The organism is Balneicella halophila (assembly GCF_003096835.1).
In the GTDB taxonomy this organism is placed as follows: Bacteria; Bacteroidota; Bacteroidia; order Bacteroidales; family Balneicellaceae; genus Balneicella; species Balneicella halophila.
Genome location: NZ_QENZ01000005.1, coordinates 1 through 11,718, shown reverse-complemented (window position 1 = coordinate 11,718; position 11,718 = coordinate 1). Strand labels below are relative to the sequence as shown.

The window sequence follows — 11,718 nt, the reverse complement described above, 5'->3', positions numbered from 1 at the left end:
AAAATGAAGACAAAAATATTTTTAGCATTTATCATGGTGGCTACAATGTTATCGTGTAATTCAGAAAAAAAAGATAGCCATGAAGGTGAGGAACATGAAGAGCATGGTGTTGAAGGGGCAGTAGTTTTAAATGCCAGACAACGTGAAGCCCTAAATTTAAAATTGGGGTCTTTTCAAATGCGTAATCTAACAACGCTTGTAAAGTCAAATGGTCAGTTGGAAGTCCCCCCGTCAGGCAGTGCCGAAGTTACAGCCATTATTGGTGGCAATGTAAAAACAATTAATGTTTTTCATGGCGATAGGGTAAAAAAAGGTCAATTACTGGCAGTGCTCGAACATCCCGATTATATCTCTTTACAGGAGGGCTTTGCTGAAATATCCAGCAAACTCGAATTTATCGAAAAAGAGTATGCACGCCAAAAAGAGCTTTTCGAGAATAATGTGGGAGCTGGTAGGGATTATCAGCAAACAAAATCTGAATACAATACAATTAAGGCTAAATATGAAGGCTTAAAATCACGATTGCAGTTGTTGAACCTTTCTCCTGATAAAGTTAAAGAAGGTGAGATTTCAAGCACAATAAGTATTCTGTCGCCTATTAACGGTTTTATAAATGACATAAATATAAAAGTTGGAACTTACGTTGATGCAAAAGACATACTCCTTGAAATAACCGACAATAGTGCAATCCATGCCGATTTTATGGTTTATGAAAAAGATGTGCATCTGGTAAAAGAAGGCCAAAAAGTGCATTTCACGGTTTCAAACCGTCCGGGAGAAGAGTTAACAGCAACCGTTTTTGCCATTGGAAAAGAGTTTGAGGCCAATTCAAGGGCAGTTCATATCCATGCAAAAATCAATGAAAAAGTTTCTGGGCTTATACCCGGCATGTACATTTCGGGGCATTTGCATACAGATGAAAAATATACCAGGGCTTTGCCCAACGATGCCATTGTTTCCGAAGGGACAAAATCCTTCATTTTTATTTTGGACAATGAAGCTATTGAAGAACAAGGGCACAGCGAAACCGAACATGCCGGACACGATGAGGATAAAGAAGCACAAGTTGAAGAAGGAAATCATGAGGGGCATGAACATGGCGATGCAGACGATGATGATGCAACTCAAGAAAAGATGGCTTTCAGAATGGTAGAGGTCATTCCCGGTTTAAAAGACGAAGGTTATACAGAAATACAACTGATTAACTCCTTACCTGAAAACACACAGGTGGTTTTAAATGCGGCTTACTATCTATTGGCCGATATGAAAAAAGAAGAAACTGAACACGAACATTAAAAATAAGGAAATTATGAAAGAAATAAAAGCATTTGTAAGACCAAATAAAGTGAATGAAATTGTTCAGCATTTAAAAGATGCTGGGTTTGAAAACATGACCATTTCTACTGCAGAAGGGACAGGGAAATTTCAGGATGACAAAGCGTTTGTTTCCCAAAAATTCTCCATAACCGATAGCCCAACGGCAAAAATTGAAATGGTAGTAGCAAAAGAAAAGATAAATACGGTAATAAACATCATTTCGGAATATGGTAAAACATTAAATCCAGGCGATGGATTAATTTATGTCTCCGATGTTGAAAAAGTGTATCGGGTGAAAACAGGACTGGAAAACGGGTTTTAATATTTAAAGAATATGAAAAAACTAAAAATAGAAATACCACTCATTTTGCCCGAAGTGCCAAACGAAAAAGACCAATGCGTTCAGGAGCTTATCTCACTGCTTCAGGAGCAAAAGGGTCTGGAAAAAGTCCATGTTTTAGAAGCTGCAGATAAGGGCGTGCCCCAACTCTGTTTTCACTATAACCCGGAACTGATTTCCATTGACCGCGTACGTTCAATAGCCCGACTAACTGGTGCGTCCATTACCGAAAAAATCGCACACAAGCTCATCGAAGTAGAAGGCATCCGCCATTCTCGCCAAGCGCGCAGTATCGAGCGCAATCTTAGCGACTTAAACGGTATGATTGAAGCATCGGTTTCTGCTTCGGGAATGGTACGTGTTGAATTCGATAGAAGTCAGCTTGATGAAGCGACAATTATTAAAGCTTTGCAAAAAGAAGGCCTCGACATACCGGATACTGCCGTAAATGCCGAAAAATATCTACGCAGCATCAAAGAAACAGAGAAGCCGCAGAAAGACCAAAAGTCTGAAAAGAAGCCTGAACATGAAGAAGGTGATGTAGAACATGAATATGCCCATGGCGGCCTTTTTGGCAAAAATACGGAGTTGATTTTCTCTATCCTTTCGGGAATATTGCTGGCTATTGGTTTTGGCTTCTCTTTCGTGGATGCTCTCCCCTCGTGGGTAAGCCTGTCGCTGTACATCGGGGCTTATTTCTTTGGTGGTTTCTACACCACCAAAGAAGCAGTCGAAACCGTATTTAAAGGTGGATTTGAAATTGACTTTTTGATGCTCGTTGCCGCCATTGGTGCGGCTATTTTGGGCGCATGGTCCGAAGGTGCTTTGTTGTTGTTTCTCTTCAGCATGGGGCATGCACTCGAACATTATGCCATGAACAAAGCCCGTAAATCTATTGCTGCTTTGGCCAAACTCGCCCCCAAAACTGCGTTACGAAAGAAGAACGGGAAAACAGAAGAGATAGGCATAGAAAAATTGAGTGTCGGCGACATCATCGTCGTGAAGCCCAACACTAAAATTCCGTCCGATGGGGTTGTGGTTAGCGGCAAAAGTAGCGTGAACCAGGCACCAATAACGGGCGAAAGTGTACCCGTGGATAAAATGCCGGTGGAGGACCAAGAAAAAGACTATTACAACGAAAAAGACATCAGTGATGAAAACAGGGTTTTTTCGGGCACAATCAATGGCAACAACACATTAGAAGTTAAAGTCATTAAGGAAGCCAAAGATTCTACCCTCTCCCGTTTGGTAAAGCTTGTGAATGAAGCTCAAACGCAGAAATCGCCCACCCAGCGGTTTACCGACAAGTTCGAGAAATACTTTGTGCCTTCCGTTTTGGGATTGGTGGTGTTATTGCTCGGGGCTTTTTTGGTTATTGATGAAAATTTTAGCGACAGCTTTTACAGGGCCATGGCCGTTCTGGTAGCCGCCAGTCCTTGTGCGCTAGCCATCTCCACGCCGAGTGCCGTACTGAGTGGGGTGGCCAGGGCTGCCAAAAGCGGGGTGCTTATCAAAGGCGGGCGGCCGTTGGAAGACCTGGGTGTTTTAACCGCCCTGGCATTCGATAAAACCGGGACTCTGACTGAAGGCAAACCAAAACTCACTAAAGTAATTCCGCTGAACAATACCGATGAGAATGAATTGCTGAAAATGGCAATTGCCGTAGAAAACCTAAGCGACCACCCCTTGGCAAAGGCGGTGGTCAGGGACGGCAAAAAGCGTTTGGAAGGAGATAGTATTCCCGAGGCCACTGATTTGGAAGCCGTTTTGGGAAAAGGCATAAAAGCAACGCTGGGAAATGATAAAGTATATATAGGCAATTTGGAACTGTATGAAGCCCTCGATGATAAAAAACCTTCAAAAAAGATTGTAGATGAAATAAAAGCCCTTGAAGCTGGAGGGAATACCACCATGCTAATTCGCCGGAACAGCGATTATGTGGGCATCATCGCCTTAATGGACACCCCGAGGGCAGAAGCAAAAAGCACGTTAGAACAATTAAAGAAAATCGGAATCAAACGGATGGTCATGCTCACGGGCGACAACCAGAAAGTGGCCGATGCCGTGGCCAAAGAAATAGGCTTGACCGATGCCTGGGGCAGCCTGTTGCCAGAGGAAAAAGTAGATGCCATAAAGAAACTACAAAAGCAGGAATCGAAGGTGGCAATGGTAGGCGATGGCGTGAACGATGCCCCCGCAATGGCCAACAGCACCGTGGGCATAGCCATGGGCGCGGCCGGTTCTGATGTGGCACTCGAAACCGCTGATATTGCCCTGATGGGCGACAAACTTGAAACCCTTCCATTTGCTATTGGACTGAGCAGAAAGGCAAAAGGTATAATAAAACAGAACCTTTGGATTAGCCTGGGTGTCGTAGCTCTACTTATTCCTGCAACCATCCTTGGCCTAGCCAGCATCGGTATTGCCGTGCTCATTCACGAAGGTTCAACCCTTGTTGTGGTATTTAATGCACTAAGGTTGTTGGCGTACAAAAAGTAATCATATGCTAAAATGTTCATTTCACATTCCCAAAATGGATTGTCCTTCCGAGGAAGCCCATATCAGAATGAAACTCGAAAGGCTTTCCCACATTAAAAATTTGGTGTTCGATATTGAGAACATTACACTCTCCTCGGCAGAAGGCACAGGGAAACTGCAAGATGAAAAAGCATTTGTTTCGCAGATATTTTCTGTTACCGATAGTGAGATTGCGAAACTTGAGAATGTAGCAGAAAATAAAGATGTTGATACTATTTGTACTATAATCTGTGAATACGGATGTACACTAAATCCGGACGATGGCCTAATCTATATTTCCGATATTGAAAAGGGGTACCGTGTGAAAACGGGTTTGGGAAATGGAGAAAAATAATTTATAACTTTAAGGGCAGGTTGCCTTAATATATCGGGCAACTTGCTTTTTTAAATAATTCACATTAAAAGCAAAAACGATGAAATACTATTTTGAAAAAACATTGAATTGCTCTTTTGAAGAAGCAGTAAAAAGGGTAACAGAAGAACTCAAAAAGGAGGGTTTCGGGGTATTATCTGAAATCAACATACACGAAAAACTAAAAGAAAAATTGGGGGTAGATTTCAGAAAGTACCGCATACTTGGTGCGTGTAACCCTGCTTTTGCCTACAAAGCATTACAGGAAGAAGATAAAATCGGTACGATGTTGCCTTGCAATGTAATCGTGCAACAAATTTCAGAAAACCAAACAGAAATTGCTGCCGTTGACCCGATGGCATCAATGCAATCTGTTGAAAATGAAAAATTGGCAGGTGTTGCAAATGAGGTTCAACAAAAATTAAAACATGTCATTCACAATGTTTAAAAGCACCTTTAAAATTTCCAAAATGGATTGCCCTTCCGAGGAAACCCTTATCAGGATGAAACTCGAAGGGCTTTCCATGATTAAAAGTTTGGTGTTCGATATTGAAAACCGAAAACTTACTGTCTTTCATTCTGAAGAAAGCTCTGAAATTGAGAATCACCTGAAAGAACTCAATTTAGGGTCGCAACTCCAAGAAACAATTGTTGTCCAAGCGGATGAATTCAAGGACAATTCATCGGTACAATCGAAACTCCTTTGGACGGTTTTGATTATCAACTTTGCATTTTTTATTATTGAAATTACCACGGGTTTTATTTCTAAATCTATGGGTTTGGTTGCCGATTCGTTGGATATGCTGGCAGATGCACTTGTTTATGGTCTTAGCCTTTGGGCTGTCGGTTCAACTGTGTTCCGTAAGAAAAAAGTGGCAAAGCTGAGTGGCTATTTTCAACTGGCTTTAGCATTGATTGGGCTTATAGAAGTAATACGCAGATTTATCAGTTTCGAAGCTGTGCCGGATTTCAAAACCATGATTATTGTTTCCATATTGGCATTAATTGCCAATTCCGTTTGCCTTTATTTATTACAAAAATCAAAAAGTGAAGAAGCACACATGAAAGCCACGATGATATTCACATCGAATGATATTATTATCAATACTGGTGTTATCGCAGCAGGAGTATTGGTTTTGTTGACCCAATCAAAGTATCCTGATTTAATCATTGGTGCAATTGTTTTTTTAATTGTGGTCAGGGGGGCTTTCAGGATATTAAAACTTGGAAAATAGATATGGAAGTAATTTTAGAGTCAATAATAAGCTGTCCAAATTGTGACTTTCAGAAGAAAGAAACCATGCCCATGGATTCTTGCCAATTCTTTTATAAATGTGAAAATTGCCATACCATTCTGAAACCAAAACAGGGAGATTGCTGTGTGTATTGTTCGTATGGTTCGGCAAAATGCCCTTCCATTCAAAAGAATGAAAGTTGCTGCTGATTATTTTTAACAAATGGAAGTACAACTGAGTTCTAACAAAAAGTATTTTCGTTATATTTAACATTTAGTTTTACAAACACAAAATCAAGTTGAAAAATAGCAGGTGTAAGTTTGGAAAATGCAATAGTAGAAAGGAAAAATAGACTTGCAAGTAAGGAAAATATTGCAGTACGTTCGGAAAATACAATTCCAAATAAGAAAAGAGAAAATGTGAGTGGGGAAAACGCAATTGTAAAACTGAAAAACAAAATTGTAAAAGCGAAAAAACCAAATGTAATTAATTATAAACCTTTAAAAATTAAATTATGGCATCACGCACAAAACTTACAGACACAGCAACCTTGGAATTGTACCGGGTAGCTTTGGAAAATGCAGAAACCCAACCTGAAATTTCAGCAATCATGGCAGATTTAGGCTATGATTCAACAGTTATCGCAGACGGCAAAGCATTGCTAACAAAAACCCGAACTGCATACGATGCAAACAAAACCGAAGACGATGAAACATCTGCCGCTTACGCCGATTTTTCAAGTAAAAAGGAACAATTGGAGGATACATTCAACATTCACCGCAAGAAAGCAAAAGTTGTATTCCGTAACGATTCATTAACCGCTGACAAATTGGCAATTTCTGGAACAATGCCACGGACTTATATCAAATGGTTAGAAGCTGCAAAGAAATTTTATTCCGTGGCATCAGCCGATACAGCGGTTCAAGGTAAATTATCCCGTTTAAAAATCTCCGTTGACGACTTGACAGCGGCAAACACATTGATTTCTGAATTAGAAACGGCAAGAGCAGTTTACCTGAAAGAAAAAGGGGAATCACAAGATGCAACCAAAGGCAAAGATGCAGCATTTGCAAAGATAGATGATTGGATGAGTGAGTTCTATGCCGTAGCAAAGATTGGTTTAGAGGACAATCCACAACTATTAGAAGCATTGGGCAAAACCATAAGAGGATAGTGGAATTGCCCTCCCTATTTGTAAGCACATTGGCAAGCCCCACGAGCCAACGCACGACCAAAACTTGCCAAAGAGCTTACAAAGCCTGCCCAAGTAACCGCCTTTAAGGGCGGTTTTAGGGTTGCCCTCCCACAAAAAAACAAAATAAATTTGCGCTCCGTTGACAGTTTTGTGCAGATTGAAAAGACAATTAAAGAAACCTTAAATGACTGAAAAACAGACTGGAAGAATCAACGCCCAGTTGCTAACAAAGTGTATAAATCATTGGGCGGATAGTGCTAATTTCAAGGGCGTTACATTTAATAAACTTTGTAGCGGTTTGACAGTAAAGTGCTTCGAAATGCCCAACGCTTCATACACCAACCGTTACCTGTAATGCGAGCAACCAACCGAAATGACAGACATAGTAAGTAAAATAACAAGCTATAATCTTTTCAACTACCTTTTTCCGGGAGTTCTTTTTGCAGTAATTGCTACTAAATGGAGTATCTACAATTTTAAAGTAGAAAATATAATTTTAGGAGTTTTTCTATATTATTTTATGGGAATGACAATTAGCCGAATAGGTTCATTGTGGATTGAAAAAGTTTTAAAGAAAAGTAAATTAGTCAAGTTTTCTAATTATAAAGATCTTGTTTATTCTTCAAAAAAAGATGACAAAATCAACCTTTTTTCAGAAATTAATAACACTTATCGCACACTTATCTCATTGGGATTTTGCCTACTTCTCACCAAAATTTACAGCGAATATGACGATTACTTTGATATTCCAGATATATATACTACTTCAGGTTTAACAATTTTTATTATAATAATTTACATTCTTTCTTATAAAAAACAAACTGAGTATATTAACAAGAGAATAAAAGCTAATAAAGACTGAATATGATAAAAACACATCATCTAAATGTAGGACACGGAGACACAATAGTAATTGAATTTTTAGACACTAATAGGTTGATGATAATTGATATAAATCGTTCGTCTGAATTTGATGATGACACCAAGAGTGAATTGATAAAGGAATCTTTGTCAAGATTAAGTTCAAGTGATGAATTAAATTACTTATTAGGTGGTTTGTCTGCCGATAATTTAATGGAAAAAGCAGGTGTAAAAAAATCTCTTACCGACCCTATTCAATATATTTCTGACTTAGGTTATTCATCTGTTTTTAGATTTGTACAAACTCATCCTCACGCTGACCATTTTACTGGAATGAGTGAGCTATTTAAACAAAAATCAGTGTACAATATTTGGTGTGCAAAAAATAATTTTACTGTTGACGAATCGAAACTTTCCGAAAAGCAAAAAGATGATTGGAAACTTCTTAAAAAATTTAGAGATAGTAAGAGCAATCCTGTGGATGGTGTAACAGTTATTAGACCTTTTGCTGGAGATACAAGACAATATTTGAACGAAGATAATATTACTGTATTATCACCAACACCTGAATTGGTAAAACTTGCTCAAGAAAAAAACAATAAAAATATTATGAGCTATGTTTTATTAATAAAATATGGCGGTCGTAAATTTATTTTTGGTGGCGATGCTGAAAAAGAAACTTGGGAATATATAGTTGAAAACTATGAGGACGAAATAAAAGATGTAACCGTTTTGGACGCCTCGCATCACGGTAGAAAAAGTGGATATTACCAACCAGCCGTAAAATTAATGAATCCTACATATACTATAGTTTCGGTTGGAAAAAAACCTTCAACCGATGCCACAAATAGCTACAGACAATATTCCGACCACGTTTGGTCAACAAGGTATAAAGGGAACATAACGTTTGAGATAAATGCCGATGGAAGTGGTACTTATAATCAACAGTACACCTAAGCACTACAGGTAACAACGTATAAAAACAATAGGGCAATTGTAGCAAAACCGAATGGTTCGGGCGTATTTCGAGGTCGCCAAATTTTTAAATTTGGCTTATTGAGAAAAGAAAAGTAATAAGAAAAATTTAAAAATTCGGCTTGTGTTCAACCGAATAGTTAGCGGGTATTTTCCGCCCTACTGTTCTTATACACAAACGATGTGCGTCATACTAAACCGTCCATACTAACCAATTTAGATTAATATGAAAATCAAAAAAATCAAATTAGAGAATTTCAGAGGTTACGAAAATGAGACAACAATAGAATTTGGGAATTTGAGCGTTTTTGTTGGAAAAAATGATATTGGAAAATCAACAATTCTTGAGGCATTAGACATCTTTTTCAATGAAAATAAAGGTGTTATAAAAATTGATAAGGATGATGTAAATAAACATTGCAAAGAAAATGGAAATACAGAAATAAAGATTAGTGTGGTTTTTGAAGAACTACCAGAAAGTTTAACAATTGATGCAACAAATCCAACGACTCTCGAAGAAGAATATTTACTTCAACCCGATGGAACTCTTGAAATCATTAAAGTTTATCCCAATGCAGGTAAAGAAAAAGTATTTATAAAAGCAAATCATCCTACAAATCCTAATTGTTCTGATTTATTATTAAAAAAGAATGCAGACCTAAAAAAAATGCTCACAGACGAAATTGAGTGTGCAGATAAAACAAAAAATGCAGTCATAAGGAAAGCAATTTGGGATTTTTATTCAAATGATTTACAGTTAGGAGAAGTAGAAATTGAACTTGGCAAACTTGACGCTAAAAACAGTTGGGAAAATTTTAAAAACTATTTGCCATTATATTCCTTGTTTCAGTCAGATAGAAAAAATAGTGATGGAGATAGTGAAGTTCAAAATCCTATGAAAATTGCAGTCCAAGAAATACTTAAAGATGCAGAATTAAAAGCTAGCTTGGACAAAGTTGCTGAAGAAGTGGAAAAGAAATTAACGGAAGTTTCCAGCAAAACTTTAGAAAAGCTGAATGAAATGAATCCCGAAATTGCTCAAAGTCTTAATCCAGTTATCCCAAGCCCTGACAGTTTAAAATGGATAGATGTATTTAAAAGCGTATCAATTACAGGTGACGAAGATATCCCAATTAATAAAAGAGGGAGTGGCATTAAGAGACTTATTCTTTTAAATTTTTTCAGAGCGGAGGCTGAAAGGAGAAAAAATGAGGAAAATATTCCAAGTATCATTTATGCAATTGAAGAACCAGAAACTTCACAACATCCAAGTCATCAACGAAAGTTGATTGAAGCGTTTAAAGAGCTTTCCAATTCAGATAATACCCAGGTTATTATGACAACACATAGTCCTGCAATTGTAAAATTATTAGAATTTGAAGATTTGAAACTAGTTAAAAATGGAGAAGGAATAGAAGTAATAAGTATAGAAAGAGGAGATTTGCCTTATCCATCATTAAATGAAGTAAATTATTTGGCTTTTGACGAATCTAACGATGAATATCACAATGAACTTTATGGTTTTATTGAGAGTGAACAGCTATTAACCGAATTTAGAAATGGAAAAGCGACGATGAATTATAAAAGGCAGTGCAAAGATGGAAGTGTAAAGGAGGAACAAAAAATTATAAGTGAATATATTCGACATCAAATCCATCATCCAGAGAATAACGAAAATTTAAGATTTACAAATGAACAATTGCAACAATCAATTGGAGAAATGAGAGAATTTATAAAGGACATTTAAAAAGTACGAACGCACAACAAAGTGTAAATGTAATGCGGGTTTCAGCGGGTAATTCAACCGCAGTTCTTCGTTGCAACACCGCCAATTCGTCTTTGACGATTGACGGAAAATTTGAAATACTGAATAAACGAATTGGCTCCGTGCGTAACTGAAAGTTCATCACTTTTAATTCCGCACTCCACATACACTAACCGATGATATAGCATTCGCCTGCGGCGAACAAAATTACTACATTTTCGCTTCACTCAAATTCCCGTCCTTTTGTAAATGCTATATCATCGCAGTGCTATGACAATTACATATACCTCTATTAGCTAAAAAAAACACTATCATCAAACAACGCCGCCAAGGCGTGATTTACGCTACACATCATTAGCTATATGCAATTGGTTGCTATTTTTTTGTTCCCAAAATATAAAATCTAACGATTTTAATTATCTTCACAAAAAAACAGACAACTACACATAGCACTGCGTTGTGTGCCATATAAAAACTGACCGTAAATGAAAAACGAAAACATATTCTCAACCAAATTTCAAGCGGGAAATCGGACTTATTTTTTGGACGTAAAAACTACCAAAGGGGGCGACAAATATTTAAAAATCTCTGAAAGTAAACGAACAGGTGAAACTGAATTTGAACGACACCAAATAATTGTATTTGACGAAGGAATTGACAAACTAGCGAAAAAAATAGCGGAAGTAGCGGAAAAAATTCGGACTGATGAAAAAAGTTATTCTTTGGACGAAAAAAGAAAAACGCATCGGAACGCATACCATCCGTGGACTGATGAAGATGACAACCGACTTGAATTGCTGTATTGCGAAGGTAAAAGTGTAACCGAACTAACTGAACTATTCGGACGGAATAGCGGAGCGATTAGGTCACGAATAAAAAAACTTGAATTGAAAGAAAAATACGGCACACAACACCGTGTATAGCTCATTGCGGCTGAATTTTCTGCCGAAAATTCCTTGCAATTTGCTATCTTCGTTTTACGACGAAAAATCATAGCTGATTTTCCGCAACGAAGCCATACACAAACACGATGATATAGCATTCGCCTGCGGCGAACAAAATTCCTACATTTTCGCTTCACTCAAATTCCCGTCCTTTTGTAAATGCTATATCATCGCAGTGCTATGCCAATTACATATA

At 37.8% G+C, this 11,718-nt stretch carries 13 protein-coding genes; all 13 read left to right on the top strand.

All coding sequences use genetic code 11. From position 1 onward, the window contains the following. Positions 1-3: 3 nt before the first annotated feature. Positions 4-1,296, top strand: coding sequence for an efflux RND transporter periplasmic adaptor subunit (locus C7377_RS07140; protein ID WP_116496667.1), 1,293 nt, complete (start codon positions 4-6; stop codon positions 1,294-1,296). 13 nt (positions 1,297-1,309) lie between these two features. Then, positions 1,310-1,639 carry a P-II family nitrogen regulator gene (locus C7377_RS07135; protein WP_116496666.1) on the top strand — a complete coding sequence of 110 codons (330 nt, stop codon included), beginning with the start codon at positions 1,310-1,312 and terminating at the stop codon, positions 1,637-1,639. A 12-nt stretch (positions 1,640-1,651) separates the two neighbouring features. Then, positions 1,652-4,156 (top strand): heavy metal translocating P-type ATPase, encoded by a 2,505-nt coding sequence (locus C7377_RS07130; protein WP_116496665.1) that lies wholly within the window; start codon positions 1,652-1,654, stop codon positions 4,154-4,156. A 34-nt stretch (positions 4,157-4,190) separates the two neighbouring features. Beyond that, positions 4,191-4,529, top strand: a complete 339-nt coding sequence (locus tag C7377_RS07125; RefSeq protein WP_207778452.1) for a P-II family nitrogen regulator — start codon at positions 4,191-4,193, stop codon at positions 4,527-4,529. Between the two features lie 79 nt (positions 4,530-4,608). Next, positions 4,609-4,995, top strand: coding sequence for a DUF302 domain-containing protein (locus C7377_RS07120; protein ID WP_116496663.1), 387 nt, complete (start codon positions 4,609-4,611; stop codon positions 4,993-4,995). Then, positions 4,976-5,782 carry a cation transporter gene (locus C7377_RS07115; RefSeq protein WP_449374850.1) on the top strand — a complete coding sequence of 269 codons (807 nt, stop codon included), beginning with the start codon at positions 4,976-4,978 and terminating at the stop codon, positions 5,780-5,782. Before C7377_RS07120 ends, C7377_RS07115 begins: the two co-directional genes overlap by 20 nt. Before the next feature lie 2 nt (positions 5,783-5,784). Further along, a complete protein-coding gene (locus C7377_RS09800) occupies positions 5,785-5,991 on the top strand; it encodes a GDCCVxC domain-containing (seleno)protein (RefSeq protein WP_116496662.1) in 207 nt (68 codons plus the stop codon). Positions 5,992-6,102: 111 nt separating this feature from the next. Beyond that, positions 6,103-6,351 (top strand): hypothetical protein, encoded by a 249-nt coding sequence (locus C7377_RS09385; protein WP_165806868.1) that lies wholly within the window; start codon positions 6,103-6,105, stop codon positions 6,349-6,351. Then, positions 6,297-6,956: a hypothetical protein gene (locus C7377_RS07105; RefSeq protein WP_116496661.1), complete on the top strand. Its 660-nt coding sequence runs from the start codon at positions 6,297-6,299 to the stop codon at positions 6,954-6,956. The genes C7377_RS09385 and C7377_RS07105 overlap by 55 nt, the downstream gene beginning before the upstream one ends. A 394-nt stretch (positions 6,957-7,350) precedes the next feature. Beyond that, the gene (locus tag C7377_RS07100; protein WP_116496660.1) at positions 7,351-7,839 is read left to right on the top strand and encodes a hypothetical protein; all 489 of its coding nucleotides are present in this window, start codon (positions 7,351-7,353) and stop codon (positions 7,837-7,839) included. Between the two features lie 2 nt (positions 7,840-7,841). After that, positions 7,842-8,795 carry a ComEC/Rec2 family competence protein gene (locus tag C7377_RS07095; RefSeq protein ID WP_116496659.1) on the top strand — a complete coding sequence of 318 codons (954 nt, stop codon included), beginning with the start codon at positions 7,842-7,844 and terminating at the stop codon, positions 8,793-8,795. 244 nt (positions 8,796-9,039) lie between these two features. After that, on the top strand, positions 9,040-10,560 hold the full coding sequence (locus C7377_RS07090) for an ATP-binding protein (protein WP_116496658.1): 1,521 nt from the start codon (positions 9,040-9,042) through the stop codon (positions 10,558-10,560). Positions 10,561-11,063: 503 nt separating this feature from the next. Next, the gene (locus C7377_RS07085) at positions 11,064-11,501 is read left to right on the top strand and encodes a DUF3276 family protein (RefSeq protein WP_116496657.1); all 438 of its coding nucleotides are present in this window, start codon (positions 11,064-11,066) and stop codon (positions 11,499-11,501) included. Positions 11,502-11,718: the final 217 nt, after the last annotated feature.

What these genes read in the sequence shown, in the direction of transcription:
- C7377_RS07140 (WP_116496667.1), top strand. Translation starts at nt 4, where the DNA reads ATGAAGACAAAAATATTTTTAGCATTTATCATGGTGGCTACAATGTTA.
- C7377_RS07135 (WP_116496666.1), top strand. Translation starts at nt 1,310, where the DNA reads ATGAAAGAAATAAAAGCATTTGTAAGACCAAATAAAGTGAATGAAATT.
- C7377_RS07130 (WP_116496665.1), top strand. Translation starts at nt 1,652, where the DNA reads ATGAAAAAACTAAAAATAGAAATACCACTCATTTTGCCCGAAGTGCCA.
- C7377_RS07125 (WP_207778452.1), top strand. Translation starts at nt 4,191, where the DNA reads ATGGATTGTCCTTCCGAGGAAGCCCATATCAGAATGAAACTCGAAAGG.
- C7377_RS07120 (WP_116496663.1), top strand. Translation starts at nt 4,609, where the DNA reads ATGAAATACTATTTTGAAAAAACATTGAATTGCTCTTTTGAAGAAGCA.
- C7377_RS07115 (WP_449374850.1), top strand. Translation starts at nt 4,976, where the DNA reads ATGTCATTCACAATGTTTAAAAGCACCTTTAAAATTTCCAAAATGGAT.
- C7377_RS09800 (WP_116496662.1), top strand. Translation starts at nt 5,785, where the DNA reads ATGGAAGTAATTTTAGAGTCAATAATAAGCTGTCCAAATTGTGACTTT.
- C7377_RS07105 (WP_116496661.1), top strand. Translation starts at nt 6,297, where the DNA reads ATGGCATCACGCACAAAACTTACAGACACAGCAACCTTGGAATTGTAC.
- C7377_RS07100 (WP_116496660.1), top strand. Translation starts at nt 7,351, where the DNA reads ATGACAGACATAGTAAGTAAAATAACAAGCTATAATCTTTTCAACTAC.
- C7377_RS07095 (WP_116496659.1), top strand. Translation starts at nt 7,842, where the DNA reads ATGATAAAAACACATCATCTAAATGTAGGACACGGAGACACAATAGTA.
- C7377_RS07090 (WP_116496658.1), top strand. Translation starts at nt 9,040, where the DNA reads ATGAAAATCAAAAAAATCAAATTAGAGAATTTCAGAGGTTACGAAAAT.
- C7377_RS07085 (WP_116496657.1), top strand. Translation starts at nt 11,064, where the DNA reads ATGAAAAACGAAAACATATTCTCAACCAAATTTCAAGCGGGAAATCGG.